Raw genomic sequence first — 17,558 nt, forward strand, 5'->3', positions numbered from 1 at the left:
TTCTAAAGCACCTCACATCGAACGAGAATCTTATAATGGAATTTTCTGATTCTTCTATTTTTGATATATCCCCTACCCCAATGTGGTTAGAAGACTATAGCGAAGTAAAAGAACAATTTAACCAATGGAAAAGTCAAGGAATCACAGATCTACAAAGCTTTTTAGAAGAAAATCCAGACCAGATCACAGCTTGTGCGCATAAAATTAAGATTCTTCAGGTCAATAAAAAAACCTTAAATTTATTTGAAGCAAGAACTCAACAACACCTCTATCAGAGCTTAGATATTATTTTTCAGAAAGAAATGCTGCATTCACATATTAAAGAGTTGGTTGCACTTTGGAATGGAGAAGCTGAATTTTCAAATACTACTGTCAATTACACGATTTCAGGTAAAAAGTTAGATATCAAATTACGCGGTATCATTTTGCCGGGTTCAGAAGTCAGTTTAGACCGAGTTTTAGTCACCACTGAAGATATTACTGACTATCAAAATGCGCGCCGTTTAGAAGAAAAAAATCGCCAACTGGCAGAATCTCGCTTTATTTATTCGCCAACTTCATTGTGGGTGGAAGATTTTAGTCGTGTAAGACTACGTATAGATCAACTCCGTGAAATTGGTATCGAAGATTTTCGTACCTTCTTAGATGTTCATACTGACTTTGTAAACCAGTGTATAGAAGACATCATCTTATTAGACGTCAACCAAGCAACACTGGATTTATTTAAAGCCAAAGATAAAGAGACCTTATTTAAAAACTTAAATAAAGTATTTGCAAAAGAGATGTACCAGACTTTCCGTGAGCAACTGATTGAGCTATGGAATGGTAAAATTCATCATCAACGTGAAGCTGTAAATTATGCATTAGATGGTTCAGTACGAAATGTATTACTCCAATTCACTGTTTTCCCAGGTTATGAACATGATTGGAGTCTTGTTCAAGTCGCATTGACTGATATTACTGCACGAAAAAAAGCAGAAACGTATTTGGAATATCTTGGAAAACATGATGTTCTCACAAAATTATTTAATCGTTCATTTTATACAGAAGAAATCAATCGTTTAGAGCGTGGCGTACTACGCCCGACTTCAGCCATTTTTATTGATATGAATGGTTTAAAAGCCATCAACGATCAGTTAGGTCATGATGTTGGGGATGAATTACTTCGACGTATGGGCAATATTCTGACTCGTACCATTACCAATACAAGTTATACTGCTTCTCGTATTGGTGGAGATGAGTTTGTAATTCTCATGCCTGCGGCAAATGAGCAAACCGTCGAATCAATGATCATGACTATTGAAGAATTACTCAATATAGATAACCAGTACTACTCGTCACAACCTATCAGCGTTGCAATTGGTTACGCAACAACAGGTGCAAATGAAAGTATAGATAATATGCTAAAACGAGCAGATTTACTGATGTATCAAAAGAAAAAAAAATATTATGAATATGTCACGGAAATGCTAAATGACGGTGCTTAACCATCAACAAAGATAAACAATAAGCTTGAAAAAATATTCTTTTGAACACTTAATATAAAAATAGGTGCATCAAGCACCTATTTTTATATTTTACACACTTAACGTTTTCCCATCGAACGACGTGTACCACGAGGTGGCATCCAAGTACGGTCTGCGTATTGCTCAGGTTTAGGGCGAACGTTGTTATGGGCAACATCATCATCATTTTCTAAAGATGATGGCATTGGAAATGGTAAATTCACCAATGGCTTCTTTTTGGGAGTATTTTGGGTGCTCATGTGATTCACTCAATTTTAACTGACTATATTGTACGTAAATTTCGGCTTTGATGCGAGTGCTCTTAAACTTTCACTTTTATTTGTATTCTCTTGATACATTAATTTTTGCTTTTCGTGAATATTTATTGAATTTGAATAGATATTAGACGACCAAACATGAAAAATTAGGCTATGATAATGTGCTTTTTATTTTTTTAATCCCTATAAGAAGGAATAATGCCGTGGACGTACGTCTCTCTGATCGTGTAAATGCCATCAAACCGTCTCCAACGCTTGCTGTTACCAACAAAGCTGCTGAATTAAAAGCTGCGGGTAAAAATGTAATCGGATTGGGCGCTGGCGAACCAGATTTTGACACCCCACAACACATCAAAGATGCTGCGATTACAGCGATTAACAACGGTTTTACCAAATATACCGCTGTTGATGGTACACCAGGCCTTAAAAAAGCAATTATTGCGAAGCTAAAACGTGATAACAATCTTGACTATGCTGCAAATCAGATTTTAGTCTCTTGCGGTGGTAAACAGTCTTTCTTTAACTTAGCACTTGCTTTGTTAAACAAAGGTGATGAAGTCATTATTCCAGCGCCATATTGGGTAAGCTATCCAGATATGGTGATCATTGCTGAAGGTGTTCCTGTCATCGTGAAATGTGGTGAAGAACAACGTTTCAAGATTACACCTGCTCAACTAGAAGCTGCGATTACAGACAAAACACGTTTGGTGGTTTTAAATAGTCCTTCTAACCCAACAGGCATGATCTACAGCAAAGCTGAACTTGAAGCTTTAGCAGAAGTGCTCCGTAAATATCCTCAAGTTTATGTTGCTTCTGATGATATGTATGAGCCGATCCGTTGGGATGATGAGTTCTACAACATTGCGACTGTAGCTCCTGACCTTTATGAGCGCGTTATCGTACTTAACGGTGTATCTAAAGCATATGCAATGACTGGATGGCGTATCGGTTATGCAGCAGGACCTGCAAAATTGATTGGTGCAATGAAAAAAATCCAATCACAATCAACTTCAAACCCAACTTCGATTTCACAAGTTGCTGCTGAAGCTGCGTTAAATGGTCCTCAAGATGTACTTCAACCGATGATTGAAGCATTCAAACGCCGTCATGATTTAGTTGTGAATGGTTTGAATGAAATTCAAGGGATTAGCTGCTTACCTGCTGATGGCGCATTCTATGCTTATGCCAATATTCGTCCTTTGATTCGTGCAAAAGGTTTAAAATCTTGCACAGAATTCTCAGAATGGTTGTTGGAAGAAACTGGTGTTGCTGTAGTTCCTGGTGATGCTTTTGGTTTAGGCGGCTATATGCGTATTTCTTATGCGACTGCTGATGAAGTACTTGTTGATGCACTTGCTCGTATTAAAAAAGCTGCAGATTCTATTGACGGTGTTGATGCAGCAATTGCTTCAATCGCAGCTGAAAAAGCAGCGCAATAAGACGAGATTGGTTTAAATGAAAAATGGGTGTATTGATTACACCCATTTTTTTATCTTTATTTATATTACTTATCAACATGTCACTATTTTTATCAACAAGCTTCTATATTTTTTGTAAATTAATCTTTGAGGAGCAAGCCCGTGGTATTGTCTCCATCATTTCCAGTACCGTAATGATCTATACGTCCAGTATCAACTTGCACAGTAGATGTGTTTGCCGCATAGTACTTTTCATGATCGACTAATAATAACCCTGTGGTATTGTCTCCATCATTGCCTGTCCCATAATGTTCAATTCTCGGCTCCTTATTTTGATCAAGCTTTAAATAAGGCACAAGTTTTATTGGCTCTTTCAATAAAAGACCTGACGTATTATCTCCATCGCTACCTGTACCAAAGTGATCAATGCGTATTTCTTGCGTATTTTGATGTGATGCAAAACTTAAACTTGAAACACTACAAAGACCAATAACAGCTAATCTGATTAAAGTTTTCATGTCATTCTTCCCATTGATGTATCACTTCATTCTAGAGGTCGAAACTATACAATTCACGGTCTTGGGAATTACATTTATGACATTAACCAATTTTTGTTCATCTTCAATAAAACCTGAAATCTAACCTAAATCTTTAAGTTTTATTGCTGTTCTGGATCAGTTTGGCTAAGTACGATTCAGTGTTAAAAAGCATTTAAAGCATAAAAAGCTACAGTTGATTATCTGTATTTATTGATGACTCTGCATCAATGATGCTCTAAATACTTTTGGTGCGCACCCATATGTTTGTGTAAAGGCACGAGTGAATGCTGCTTGTGAGCTATATCCTACTAATTCAGCAATTTGAAAGATATTTTTGTCTGTCTCTTTTAAAAACTGACTTGCCAGTCTCATCCGCCAATTTTTTAAATATTGAATTGGAGAAACACCGACCTGTTCAACAAATTTTTTAGCAAAACTTGAACGTGATTGATGGGTGGATTGAGCCAAATTTTCTACATCCCATGGATAAGCAGGACGATCATGCAGCAAAAATAATGCTTTACTAATCGTGGGGTCACGTAAAGCAACAATCCAGCTTTTATGTTCAATGGTTGCCTTTGCCAACCAAAACCGTATTGACCACACCAATAAAAGATCGATAATCCTTGAAAGCATCACTTGACTACCAAGGCTAGGATGTTCAAGTTCAAGCTTTATCGCAGCAACAGTCATTGGCACCCATTCTGCAATTTTATCCGTATCATTGTGCGATGGGACATGGATATAGTGAGGCAACCCTTCGATTATGGCTTCGCCATAAATCCCACTAAGTTTAAAAATACAGCTAATCACAGCGGCTGCTTGGTTTTCAGTATCCAACAATTCAATCGTGTGTTCTCCTGCTGAAGGTAGAACAATAATATCCCCTGCTTTTAAAACGAGATCTAGGTTAGTGCATGCAACTTTAAGTCTGCATGTCGCCTGCTGAACGATATGGATATATGCATAATCCTGTTTAAAGCTTAACTGTTGTTGATCTGTAAATCGCGCGAAGTCATAGATCTCACCTGATATTTTTGCAAATTGATAAATATCAAAGAATATATCCGTTAAAGCACTTTTTTCTGCATATTCATCTCTCATTTTTTTGTCACAATTCCTAAAAAGTGTTTCTGCAAAAACATTGGTGTTTCTGTTATTGTTAAATTGAATTTAAACATGAATAATCGTTTATAGAAGCTTTTTTGAGTATAAAAATTACATTCTGTATATATCCAATCTTTACACAAAAATTCTTCAACCATTTAGCTCAACAAATACAATAGCATTTAGCTAGGAGAGATACATGAGTAATAAACCGACAATTATATTCGTACACGGATTTTGGGGAGGCGCTGCTCATTGGAGTAAAGTCGTAACTGAGCTGTCTCACCGAGGTTATGGATCATTACGTGCAGTAGAACTCCCGCTTAGCTCACTGGCTGAAGATGTTGAACGAACAAGAAAAATGATTGCGCAAGTTAAAGGAGATGTCCTTCTGGTTGGTCACTCATATGGTGGCGCTGTAATTACTGAAGTTGGCAATCAAGCGAATGTCGTAGGCCTGGTTTATATTGCTGCTTTTGCACCTGACTCAAACGAAAGCCCTGGTGGCATTACTCAACAACATTTACCTGAGGCTGCACCAAACTTAGAACCAGACAGTGATGGTTATCTCTGGCTTAAAGCAGATAAATTCCATGAAAGTTTCTGTCAGGATTTAAGTAAAGATGAAGGGTTTGCAATGGGTGTCACCCAAAAAGCGCCAGTAGCAAGCACTTTTGGCGATACGATTTCCACGCCAGCCTGGAAAACGAAACCATCTTGGTATCAAATCTCGACTCAAGACCGAATGATCCACCCTGAAAATCAAAAAGTCATGTCGGCACGCTTAAATGCAAAAAAAGTGATTTCGTTAGATGCAAGCCATGCTTCTTTGGCATCACATCCAAAAGACATTTCAGACTTAATTGAGGAAGCTGTCAGATTTCTTGCTCAATAAGTGATGAATGAACAGAGGGAATCAAGGGATTTCCTCTATATCTTAGACCCATTTAAAACTTAGATTTATTGAAATTCAATTTGGCTATAGTCAAACCACCTAATCATACATACAAGTGATTTGCATCAAGTCATTGATCATAAATGAAGCTTATGTTTTTGTATGAACTTATGGAAGCTATTGGTTATCAATTCGTTTTTCGTACTTTTGAATAAAAGATGGTTGTCCTACCGTGAGGCGACATGGATGTCGCCGTTGGGCGGGGGTATATGAGCAAAAATAAAGCACTGCTTTGTTTGCAGCGCAAGAGCCCTGTTAAACGGAAGATTTTTGTCATCTTTTCATCTCTGAAAAGTGAGGCATCGCCTAGGCAAAGCTATTTAAACTTTGAACATAAAGTGTGGCATTGCAAGCATTTTTATAATCAAACAATTTTATTTTTCCATGAAATTGATTTAATTATAAATATTAATTTCTTGTGTATGAATTTTTTGACAAGTTAACTATATAAATGTCTAAATTAGAATTCAGTAAGAAGACCTCTTTGATATGCTTTCAATTCCTCAAATAGAAATAAAACCTCTACAATATTTTAAAACCGATGCTCCAGCTTTAAACTAACATTATGTTTATCATAAGAATATAGCCACTCTACATTGCTGTTATTTTGATTATATTGATAAGTGAGATTAGGTGTTAAACCATAAAAAACCCAGCGTGGTGCACTTAGAATTAAAGTATAATTTTGTTCAAAATCATGTCGTCTAGCCTCCAACACTGGAGTAAATTTATCAAATTGACGCCAACGAAAAGAACTAAATAAATTTGCGTTAAAACCTGACTCAAAGTTCTTGGAAAGCCCTAAACGTACACCTTGTTGTTGATAAGCCGTAAAATATTGTTCTTGGGTATTATGGTCAACAAAATCCAGTCCGCCAAATAGCGTCCAGTTTTTTGGTAAAATTTTCCAAAAGGTTGAATAGACTGAATATTCCATGCCATCTTGGCCTTTATACTGGGAATAATTTATATCTTTCATTTCGGCTTCTAACTTGACAGCTTTGTCGTTAGAGATAAAACGCATCCACTCACCCCTTAGCCCATAGGCACTATACAGCGAGTCGTGGGCATAGTATTTATGTTCAAATACGGGGGCAATCAAGACTTGATTACGTTCGTTGTAATAACTATAACCCGCATTTAAGTTAAAAGTTAATTCATTATAATCAGTCTGCTCTGGATAAACTTGACCATAGAATAATCCACGCAATGCAATGCCATGTTGTCCAGAAAGCGACCATCGTTTAGTTAAGGTGGCTTCATAATCCAAACCTTGCGCACTGATCGCGTCAGGTGTGCCACGCTTTACTTGTTCAATAGGAACGACCTTCTTAGTCTCAGGGTCAATGCCATAATATGTAATGATGTCGTATTTATCGGAAGCATTATTAACATTACTGGCATAACGTGAACCAAAAGCCAATGAACCATGCCATTCATCTCGTTGTTTAAGCCCTTTGATATACATCTCTACGGTTTGACGAACACCTTGGGCAGCGGGATCTGTAGACAGATCCAATTGAGATTGAATCTGCTGAAATAACTGTTGACCTTGCTGATTTTTTTGTTGTTCCGTGTAAACACGAGCCAGTTCAAGTTGAGTCATTAAATTATTCGATTGAATCTCTAAACTGTGTTTTAGTTTGCTCTCAGCTAAACTTAAATTCCCCTGCGTGCGTGCCATGACACCCTCAGCAAATTCCGTCAATGCCTGATCATAATTTGGAAAATTTTTATATTTTTCAAGATAACGTAAAGCGACTTGCCATTGTTTTTGCATCACTGCCAAGTAAAGCGCATAAGCAACTTCCGCGGGTTCATCCTTCACCATATATTCCTGACCTTGTATGATCAGATTCGGCAATGCTTGGTCTTTTTGAGGATCATCTGATTTGAGTAGTTTCTTATCATTTTGATATTGCTGTTGGCTAATTTCCTGATTTAACCTGATACTGGTATCATCCGCTGCATAAACGCATTGTCCACACTGCAATACGGCACCAAGCAATACTATTTTTTTCATCTATAAACTCACCAAATAGAATAAAAAAGAAAGACTTACCGAAGTAAGCCTTTCTCATTCAAATCATTATTTCTTACCACCAAAAGCTACATCATATGTTCTATTACCAGCAAATGTTGCAATACCTGCTAAGCTGGTTTGACTATTATAGAACTGACCTGAAACATCACCACCAGAAGGACCACCTGTCCAAGATGCATTTGAACCACTAATCGTTGCATCATTATTAATGGTTGCAGTACCTAAATTAAAGGTACGTGAACTATCGCTCAATGAACCCGTTAACTGTTTAGTTGCAAAGTTAGCAGTAAACGTACCTGACAATAAATTAGAGCCATTATAATTATTGACACCTTGAACGCTATAATTTGCAGTACCTGTAGATGGTACGCTGGTATCCGCATCTTTACCGTTGTAATAAACAGTATGTGTCGCTGGATCAGCTGTACCTAGACGCTTACCGCTGGCATCTTTGGCTTCTGCATTCCACTCACCAAACCAAACGTCTTGTGTAGGCACTTGTTTATAGTTGGCATAACCAATTCCAGCATGAGACGCTGGAAGCCCTGGTAAGTACGGACTTAGACGTACCACACCATTGCCATCTGCATAGCCGTTAAACCCTGAAAATGCAACTATTGCACCGTTATAAAGGGTTTTAACACCAAAACCAACACCTGAGTTTGGATGATTTGGCCCAAGTGAACCAGTCGAACCAACCAAAACTTTAGTGCCATCACTCGTCTCACCGACTACGGCCGCTTGTGCAACACCGACTAAACCAACAGATAGTAAAACAGCCAATGAGATAGATTGAAGTTTCATTTTAAGTTCCTCGATATGAGTTTAAGGTTTATCATTAAGAATAAAAATAAAAAACTTAATGATTATCATTTAAAATAAAACATGTGCTGCACTGATTTTAATTTTTCAATTCAAGTGTAAAATCAAGGAGTACAAGTCTTATTCTTACCACACATTTATTGCCCACTAAGTGACAATAAATTCAGTTCATTACCTATAAATTCCTTTAAAACTTATGGCTAATGCTTAGCTTAAATGTTCGACCTGGTGCTGCAATTGCCGAACGAGTTAATGGATCAATATAGAATTCATCAGTGAGATTAGTCCCCACCAATTCAAATAAGGTGTCTTGTTTCAACCGATAATTAATATAAGCATCTAAAATGGTCATTGAATTCCATGCCAAAGGCGTATTCGCGTAATAACTCATCTCTAAATCGTTATAGTTTTTCGTTTCAGGATTTTCATACTTATGGTGATAACTTGCACGCGTTCCGACTTCGAGTTTTTGATCAAAGAATCGCCCACCGAGTGTCAAATTTACTGAATATTTTGGGGTTGCCATACTGACCAAATATCCCCCTACAAATCCATCATCTACACAACGATTTAATGAAAACTGGTGATTCGCTCCTAAAAGCATTGCTGAATTTTCATCACACACTTTATTCTTAAAACGATAATTGGCACTTAAGTCAGTAAAGAAACGCCCATTGTCAAAACGACTTTGCAGTTCCAAGCCTTCTGTAGTAAGACTATCGATATTACTAAATGCTAAAGTTGGACTACGCTCAATCGCATTCTTGGTTTTGTTATAGTAATAAGCCAATTTAATATCTGCATAGCTGCTGTTTTTAAATAACTCTGATAAATTATGAACGTAGGCAAGTTCATAATTCGATGCATGCTCTGGTTCTAACTTATAACCACTTAAGGTTCCAGAAAACCCGAGCGTACTTTCAAACATACTTGGCATTCTATACGCTTCGCTATAGCGCAAATACATTCTACTATTGGGGCTAAAGTTTACCGTTGCTGAAGCTGTCGGTGTCCAACCATGATCTTTGCTTTTTTGCACACCTGTTTTGGTTAAATCAATATCTTCATAACCACTTGGAGTGCCATCCGTATAATATCCATAATCCCTACCCTCCACCAAAGTACCATTTAAAAATGGATTATTGGCAATGGTTAATTTTCCACGACTATCCTTTTTATATTCGATCGTATTCTGTTTAGCGTATAGACTTCTTTTTAATTCCTGTTGCTTATATTCTTCCGTCCACCCCTGAGCCAAAGCTTCTGCATCAAACATTTCTCTTAATTGTTGTTCTCGTGCAGGGGTCATATTTGCTCTTTTTGTATAATAAGTCATGTTTAATGCTGTGGCTTTTTTAATCAGGCTGAATTGAGGATCACCCGCATTGACTCGTTCATTGAGAAAATCATCAAATGCCCAATAATTTTGATATCTTGCACCTGCACTTAAATTCAGCCATGAGATAGGTTGGTAGTCAAAGTTAAAATTAAACTCTTTCTCTTCTCGTTCGCCTGCTCGCGGTAGCATCCTATAGCCCAAATTTGTTCCGTTAATATTCGGATCTTTATAAATATCATCTGAACTGAGTTTTTCTTTTTGAAAACTTCCCCCTACTGTTAAGCCCAGATTAGACAGCAATTTAAACTTATTACTCAAGGTCATTCCTTGGCGGGTGTTGTCTGAGTTTGCAGTAGCACTGTTCACAAAAACACCTAAGTTTGTATTGGTATCATTGGGAAATCCACCTGAACTATAGGTATGACTCTTGGTATCTGTCCGCCAAATATTGCCGTAAAAATCGACTAAATTATTGTTTTTAGGTTGATATTTGTATTCCATATTATAGGCTTTAGAGTCGATATGACTTAAAGGCCATTGCGGTACCCCTGCTTTATTTTTTACCAGCTCACCCCAAGCAATTCGCGAAGGCAGAATTTCTCCATTGGTAATTGAACTGTCCCGATAACCAAACTCTAAACGCTGTTCATCTGTTGGTTTCCATGTCGCTTTCAACAAATAAGATTCAGTTTCAAGGGATGTATTGGGAACTTCTGTACCTCCTGGGTAAACTTTGGCAAGGTATGGAACGTAATTAAATCGTCCTGTGGCAGGTTTATCATAAAAATCACTGCCATTTTTCCCTGCAAAATGATTGCCTTTATTACGATAAGCATAAGCAGCCAAAACTTCAAAATTATCACTACGTCCTGCCAAAGCAATACGTGTTGCAACATCATCGCCTGAATAAATATTATTTTCTTTATTTTGTCGTGCTAATTTAAATAAGGATGGATCATAATAAGGCTCGAAAACTGGATTGCCTTGCCAGTCCGTTCCTGTAGCTGGATAATTTGGATTATCGTAAATGCTTTGACCGGTGAGTAATTGCGGTTCTCGAGGTTTCACCGCATTGCTGCTGGTCTCTATTTTTATTTCCCCACCAAAATTTTTGCCCTCTTTTAAAACATCATCTACAGCTAGAGTATGAATAACGACAGCGCCACCGACACCTGTATTTACATTGCGTGTGATGGAAGGCCCTTTAATCACTTGTAGCCCACCAATTAAATTAGGGTCAATATAGCTACGATTGTTTGCACCGTTATAGCCACGCCATACAGTGAGTGCCTGTTCTGTGCCATCAATAAGGACAGGAACGCGGCCCGGTCCTTGAACACCACGGATACTTGGATCTAAAGCACCACTATTTCGGGCATCACCACTGTATACTCCGACCATTCCCTTAAATAAGTCTGCTGGCTGAGCACCTTTATATCGTTCTATTTGCTCTTTGCTGGCATAGACGCTAGAAATATCTTGATCATAAACATCATTCTGCCCTTTTGTATCGCGACTGACTGTGCCAAAAACAGTCATTGGGCTAAGCTGTACGACATTTTCTTGATCTGATGTCATAGGCTGAGATTGTACTGGTATGGGTCTAATTTCAGCTTTATCCACATGCTTCAATATATAGCCATTTCCAACTTTCACCACAGTAAACTCGGTTGCTGCTAAAATATGTTGAAAGCCGTTTTCTAAATTATACTGCCCGCTTAAACCTAGACTACGTTTACCTTTGAGCTGATTTGCATCAATTGCAATCGAGGTACCCGCTTGCTCAGCAAAGGTATTTAAAACACTGGCAAGTGAACCCGCTGGAATATGATATGACTGCGTTTCTGTACTGAGCGCATAAGTGCTTTGTGTCGCGAATGTTGTTGCCACACCAACACAAACGAGATGAATCGCCAATGCCAATGATGTCACTTTGAAAGAATATTTTGGATGCTTTTGACCGCAAACAGCTTCACTCATTTTACGCCCCAGTAAATGTAAATAAGAATCATTCAATATATTAAATTAAATGTATTCCTAATATTTGCTTCTACTTACTATGACGTACAAGAAATGAAAAAGTGGAACCGTTTATTCAAAATAAATTTAAATTATCTATCTTTTATTTTCACAAAATTATTATTTGTCATATTTATCAATCATTTTTAAAAACGATATGAATTTTATCCTAAAATTTTAGGTCTAATTTAAAGCTAAACAGCATGATTCAAACCAAGTGCTTAAATCATGCTGTTTATTGCAAAGTCACAACTGTGAAATATGGGGTGATTTGATAGACATTTAACTGAGGGAACACACTGCTTAATAGTTGCAAGGCGCTTTCGGTATGATCTAAAGGCAATACAGCATTGACCTTAATTTGCTCTAACTTGGTAGCGTTAAATATAATTTTTTCTTTACTATTTCGATTCAACTCATTTAGCACTTTTGACAAAGACATATTTTCAACAATCAAATGCCGTTGATTCCATTTCTGCTGTTCATTGTATAAATTAAAAGTATGTATAGGTTGTATACCATTTCGATCAAGTATGACTTCTTGCCCTGCTGTCACAATCACAGAAGATGCTTTGGTTTGATCTTCGTCTTGTTTCGAGGACTGCACTTTCACTTTGGAATGTAGCATTTTAAGCCCAGTCGCGTCTGGCTGATATTGAACACTAAATGCAGTTCCCAATGCTTCAATTTGACCATGTTGGGTTTTGACAATAAAAGGACGGGTTTTGTCTTTGGCCACATCTACAAATATTTCCCCTTGAACCAACTCCACAACACGCTGATTTGCTGAGAAGTCTAGATTAACCGCACTCTGACCACTGAGTTTAAGTTGTGAACCATCTGCTAAAGTTTGGGTTGCCCATTCTCCCGCATGATTTTTAATATTAGCGGTTAGATATGACACTGGATGATAAATAAAATAACTATAAATACCCCCTACACAACACAATATCACCGTTAAAATTCCACCATAGCGCATATTTTTTTGCTTACGGGCACTATGTAAACCTGTTTTTAAGACAGATTGGGTCATTTTCTGTTGTTGTGGATTCTGTACCAATTTTTGAATCGAAGTAATATATTGCTCGATATCTTGAGCAATTTTTTGGCGTTGTGGACTCTTGATTTTCCAAGCATCAAAATCTGATTGCGCTGTTCTTTTGAGTAAATCATCATCGCTACTCAGCAGCACAATCCATTCCGCTGCTTCTTCGATTAATTTTTGCTTACTCTTCTCTTCTTCAATCATTTACTCAAACAAATCCTTCTCTTGTTTCAGTGCGTAGCATTGCACAAGGCAAGTTGCTAGATATTTTTGAATCATCTTGGTTGAAACACCAATGATTTCTGCAATTTCTTTATGGGTTAAACCTTCAAAATAATGGAGCACAAAAGCTTGTTGTGCTTTTTCAGAGACGCGTATCAAAGCCTGACAAATCTGGTCAATCGCTTGAACAACTTGAAGCTGATCTTCTGGTGAAGGAATTGTATCCAGCATATATTCCATCTGGCTTAATTCATTCAGATAGGCTTGCTCTATGCGCTTACGGCGTACCTGATCAATCATTAAATTTCTGGCAATAGTCACCAGATATGCACGAGGTTCTTTTACTCCAAAAAGTTCATCACGCGTTTGCAGAATTTTAATAAACGTATCTTGTACCAAATCTGCGGCTTGCTCACTATTGCCTACTTTTTTTCTAAGCCATTGATGCAACCAAGATTGGTGGTTACGGTACAATTGATCTACAAATGCAGGATTTTTGTTCACAATAGGATCAACTCTTTGATGGTCTTTTAAATGATAATAATTATCATTTAAATGTCAAGACACCCTGAGAGAAAATCCCCGTATATATGATTATTTTTTAGTTTATGTACATCCTTATGTTCTATTTGATCATTTAATATACTTAAAAAATAAAGCTAAATTATCAATCGTTAATACACATTGAACCTCAATATCTTGGTTATCATTCAGTGTAAATTCCGATTTATTATTTAATTTTATGGATATTTTTATCATAAAATAATCTTCCCCTTTGACATGTTGTTTTAATGACTACAATAAGGACAAGAGGGTTTTTCTATAACCAGATGATATGAACTTGCACAATGTTCTAAAATAAGTCCTCGAATTTGCTGCTCTAAAGCCTCATCATTAATTTGTTGCAACTGACTACACTTTTTACAATATATTCTCATATTGGTTTGACTTCCCTTGAATGAATATAATGCTTGTTCACTGCCCAGCTTAAATTTAACCAACAATCCTGCTTTAACAAGCTGTTTCAGGGTTTGATAGACACCAGCAAAAGATAATTTTTTCACTTTTAAATCTGGACTATACAAAATTTCGGCTGCTGTCAGCTCTCGTTGTGCATTTCTTAAAATATTCAGTACAGTTAATCGTGTTGTGGTTACTTTTAAGTTTGCTTGCAACAGCAAGCGTTTAAGTTCTTCAGTATTTTTATAATATTCAAAGATTTCCATCCTGAGATTATCCTCATTTATGCTTTTAACCACATCCACAATTGCACACAAACCATCATCAAAACAATGGTCCCTACTGCCCATGGATGAGGCACAGTCCAAATTAAAATGCCAGCAGCCACACTCATACTGGCCAAAGAAAATAGTTTTACTTTTACGGGCAAAGTTCGTTTGAGTTGCCATTGCTGTAAAATCGGAGCAATGACTTTATTATTAACAATCCACTGATGCATTCGTTGCGAACCCTTTGCAGCAAACAACGTTGCCAAAAAATAAAAATCAAACGTAGGCAAACCAGGAACCACCAAACCGATCGTCCCTAAGACCAGACATAACCCCGCCAGTGCAATACAGATCCAGCGAACCAACCATGACTTCGCAAGTCTCGGCTCCGACATAGAAATACTGGTATTTAGATTGGTCTCTGACCCCGTTTGCTTCATTGCTTGATTTCCTTTATCCATCATCAATTATTTATTTCAGTGTTTTTAATTGTGCTAAAAGTTCACCAAAACGATGAAAGCCTTGCATAGCCCCCTCAATAATCAATTGCTGTTCCTCTAAACTAAAATTTGCATCATCTAGGGTTTGCTTGAAACGCTTCCACACTAAACCACGCCCCTCTGGATATGCTGCTAAGTTACGTGCAGCAAAATCAGCATTAAAGCCAAATCTAGCCTGAGCCTCTTTGAGTAAAAATGCTGCGCCTAAGGTTGAACCTTCTGAAACATAAATCCAGCCCAAAGATTGTGGAAAACTAATTTCATCGGTTGCAATACCCTGCTGCTGAGGCGTTAAACCTAAATCAGCCAAGTCTTGTAAAGCTGCATCGGAACGCCCACGCACATCTAAATCGGGAATCAATTGTTCAACCTGTGAATCTTGATAAAGATGTTCAACATCTTTCTGAAAATAATATTGCGACAGGGTGAATTGCGCATAATTTTCTTTACTCTCAAACGCGCCTGATTGCTGCATCAAGATTTCCATACGTTCATGCTCTGCCAGTGTTTCTTGTTTCAAGCGTTGCATTAAACTACTGCTGATCACTTTTTCTGTTGATGCGTTCATAAAAACTCCTAAATAAACCTTTTCATTGTTTAATGATCCAATCAGCGATTACGACCAAGCTTAAGCTGAATGGGAAAATCCACCACGATTGCCAATGCTTCACCATTGACAATATGTGGTTTAAATTTTGCTTTTTGTGCAGCTTGTATAGCTCTTTCGTCCAAACTACTCATGCCTGAGCTTTGCTTTACTCTGACATCTATCGGCTGCCCTTGTGGATTGATTTTGATGGTGAGAACCAACAAGCGCTGCTGGTTTTGCAATTCGCGATCATCGTAATTAAGCTTGCCAAAGCTGAGTACATCGACCCGACTCACGGGAAGCGGTTGCTGTGGTTGAGAAGTAGAGGCAGCGTTTTGTTCTTTTTTATTGTCTTTGCCTGCTTCACCGCCTGCACGTTTGGCTATCTCATTTGACTGACCTGTAACAGTCTGTTCACTATTCGTAGATGATTTCGTTTCCGTGAATGTTTGCGTTGACTGACGATTTGATTCAGATTTACTTTCCGTCTGTTGATCGGTTGGTTTTTTTTCTTGTGCTTTTGTTGTCTGTTGTGTTGTTTGATCCATCTTCAACTTTTTTGACTCAGTACTGTTTATCACTTTTACCTGTTGTTGATGTTGTACCGCTGTTGCTACTGTAGATTGAGGCTGTGCTTTTGATTGCGTTGCAGCTTGCTCTGATGCCTTCTGCAGCTTGGTACTGCTCTGTTGTACAACATCGGTTTTGTTCAAGCTGATAAAACGAATTTGAATCGCATTTTCAACTGAATGTGATTCAATACGAACATCTGTTTTTAAATAAGACAAATACCATAACAACAATATATGACTGATCACTACCCCACAAAGCGTAGAGTATTTTTGCTTATCATTTGAAGCGAGAATTACAGCAGACATAGGCTTAGATACAGCGCAAATAAATGTAGCGCATTTGCTGAGTGCTGAATAAGACCCTATGCTTTTCTTGTCTGCTCAATCTATTGTATTGCGTTGTACTGTTCATGAGTCCTTCCTGCTTCGTCTATCAGATCAATTGCTGTGAATTAAAAAACACTGCCTTTATCTATATAGACGAATGAGAAGGCAAAAATGCCTAATGAGAAATGTAATTAAATGTAAATAAGAATGGTTTAGAAGAGGCAATTTGACGATAAAAATGCGGGGAACTGACCATATCTATTCAAAGTAAGTCAACCTGTAAAAAAACTCAGACACATGAATATTATTGCCATTAATTAATATTTTGTATTAAATCAGATATATGTAAAAAGTTATTTGGTTATAAAAAAGTTTACACTGCCACTTCTTACATTCAAAGTTTAAATATCTTTGCGTAGGCGATGCCTCACTTTTCAGAGATGAAAAGATACCGTCTTAACTGTCAAGCAAATTATTTAAGGATTCATGCCTTATAATTTGCCTGATAAGATTGTTGGTTTTTAAGAACACCATAGCAAAGATGAATTAACTTTCGCATAGCAGCAGCAATCGCTACCATTTTAGTTTTCCCTTTCGCTAAGAGCCGTTCGCTCAACTCTTTAATGTGAGGATTGTACCGAGTTGCAACAATGGCAGCCATATATAAACCCGATCGAATTTTAGGTGAACCGGCTTTAGATAAGCGACTTTTTCCAAGCACAGAACTACCAGATTGTCTATGAATGGGAACTAAACCCACAAATGCAGCAGCTTGGCTAGCTTTTTCAAAAGAATGAGCACGTAAAAAAACAAGCATTAATAAACTGGTACGCTCAGCAATTGCTGGAATGCTTTCAAGAAGCTTTTGATCACGTTTAAGCTCATGGTCTTGATCAATATGGTTTTGAATTTGTGTATCTAGATTCTGAATTTGCCTAGTTAATGATTTAATATTAGTCTTAATAGACTTTAAAATTGGTACAACTATTAGAGTGGAGTTTGCTTTTTCCAAACGATTTTGTTCACGTTTTAAGTCGTTCGCAAGACT

16 protein-coding genes are annotated in these 17,558 nt (G+C 37.4%); 3 read left to right on the forward strand and 13 right to left on the reverse strand.

The genetic code is table 11. The annotated features are described in order from the left end of the window. The first annotated feature begins 35 nt into the window (after positions 1-35). On the forward strand, positions 36-1,487 hold the full coding sequence (locus tag WFN33_RS11425; protein WP_336953244.1) for a sensor domain-containing diguanylate cyclase: 1,452 nt from the start codon (positions 36-38) through the stop codon (positions 1,485-1,487). A gap of 98 nt (positions 1,488-1,585) precedes the next feature. Here the strand turns inward: WFN33_RS11425 and WFN33_RS11430 are convergent, their stop codons facing one another. Further along, positions 1,586-1,765: a hypothetical protein gene (locus WFN33_RS11430; protein ID WP_004721316.1), complete on the reverse strand. Its 180-nt coding sequence runs from the start codon at positions 1,763-1,765 to the stop codon at positions 1,586-1,588. A 221-nt stretch (positions 1,766-1,986) separates the two neighbouring features. Between WFN33_RS11430 and WFN33_RS11435 the strand changes: the two genes are divergently transcribed. Then, positions 1,987-3,222 carry a pyridoxal phosphate-dependent aminotransferase gene (locus tag WFN33_RS11435; protein WP_004721317.1) on the forward strand — a complete coding sequence of 412 codons (1,236 nt, stop codon included), beginning with the start codon at positions 1,987-1,989 and terminating at the stop codon, positions 3,220-3,222. 119 nt (positions 3,223-3,341) lie between these two features. On the opposite strand, the gene WFN33_RS11440 is transcribed toward WFN33_RS11435, so the two are convergent. Next, on the reverse strand, positions 3,342-3,719 hold the full coding sequence (locus WFN33_RS11440; RefSeq protein WP_336953246.1) for a hypothetical protein: 378 nt from the start codon (positions 3,717-3,719) through the stop codon (positions 3,342-3,344). A gap of 228 nt (positions 3,720-3,947) precedes the next feature. Then, positions 3,948-4,844, reverse strand: a complete 897-nt coding sequence (locus WFN33_RS11445; protein ID WP_336953248.1) for an AraC family transcriptional regulator — start codon at positions 4,842-4,844, stop codon at positions 3,948-3,950. 202 nt (positions 4,845-5,046) lie between these two features. On the opposite strand from WFN33_RS11445, the gene WFN33_RS11450 reads away from it, so the two are divergent. Then, complete coding sequence (locus WFN33_RS11450; protein WP_336953249.1) at positions 5,047-5,742, forward strand: alpha/beta hydrolase; 696 nt, start codon at positions 5,047-5,049, stop codon at positions 5,740-5,742. A 592-nt stretch (positions 5,743-6,334) separates the two neighbouring features. On the opposite strand, the gene WFN33_RS11455 is transcribed toward WFN33_RS11450, so the two are convergent. From WFN33_RS11455 to WFN33_RS11500, 10 genes are all read right to left on the reverse strand, one after another. Next, positions 6,335-7,825, reverse strand: coding sequence for a surface lipoprotein assembly modifier (locus WFN33_RS11455; RefSeq protein ID WP_336953250.1), 1,491 nt, complete (start codon positions 7,823-7,825; stop codon positions 6,335-6,337). A gap of 66 nt (positions 7,826-7,891) precedes the next feature. After that, on the reverse strand, positions 7,892-8,650 hold the full coding sequence (locus WFN33_RS11460) for a Slam-dependent surface lipoprotein (protein WP_336953251.1): 759 nt from the start codon (positions 8,648-8,650) through the stop codon (positions 7,892-7,894). Positions 8,651-8,855: 205 nt separating this feature from the next. Continuing rightward, positions 8,856-11,987 carry a TonB-dependent receptor gene (locus WFN33_RS11465; RefSeq protein WP_336953253.1) on the reverse strand — a complete coding sequence of 1,044 codons (3,132 nt, stop codon included), beginning with the start codon at positions 11,985-11,987 and terminating at the stop codon, positions 8,856-8,858. 274 nt (positions 11,988-12,261) lie between these two features. After that, positions 12,262-13,275, reverse strand: coding sequence for a FecR family protein (locus WFN33_RS11470; RefSeq protein ID WP_336953254.1), 1,014 nt, complete (start codon positions 13,273-13,275; stop codon positions 12,262-12,264). Beyond that, on the reverse strand, positions 13,276-13,797 hold the full coding sequence (locus WFN33_RS11475; RefSeq protein ID WP_004721334.1) for a sigma-70 family RNA polymerase sigma factor: 522 nt from the start codon (positions 13,795-13,797) through the stop codon (positions 13,276-13,278). 284 nt (positions 13,798-14,081) lie between these two features. Continuing rightward, entirely contained in the window at positions 14,082-14,558 is a 477-nt protein-coding gene (locus WFN33_RS11480) for a Fur family transcriptional regulator (RefSeq protein ID WP_336953255.1), read from the reverse strand. After that, positions 14,537-14,962, reverse strand: coding sequence for a YbaN family protein (locus WFN33_RS11485; protein ID WP_004721341.1), 426 nt, complete (start codon positions 14,960-14,962; stop codon positions 14,537-14,539). The genes WFN33_RS11480 and WFN33_RS11485 overlap by 22 nt, the downstream gene beginning before the upstream one ends. Before the next feature lie 31 nt (positions 14,963-14,993). Then, the gene (locus WFN33_RS11490; RefSeq protein WP_004721344.1) at positions 14,994-15,590 is read right to left on the reverse strand and encodes a biliverdin-producing heme oxygenase; all 597 of its coding nucleotides are present in this window, start codon (positions 15,588-15,590) and stop codon (positions 14,994-14,996) included. Between the two features lie 41 nt (positions 15,591-15,631). After that, positions 15,632-16,489, reverse strand: a complete 858-nt coding sequence (locus WFN33_RS11495) for an energy transducer TonB (RefSeq protein WP_336953259.1) — start codon at positions 16,487-16,489, stop codon at positions 15,632-15,634. A 505-nt stretch (positions 16,490-16,994) separates the two neighbouring features. Next, positions 16,995-17,558, reverse strand: a 564-nt coding sequence (locus tag WFN33_RS11500; protein ID WP_336953261.1) for a transposase, incomplete at its 5' end; no start/stop codon positions are given.

This window comes from Acinetobacter sp. AS167, from assembly GCF_037152175.1.
In the GTDB taxonomy this organism is placed as follows: domain Bacteria; phylum Pseudomonadota; class Gammaproteobacteria; order Pseudomonadales; family Moraxellaceae; genus Acinetobacter.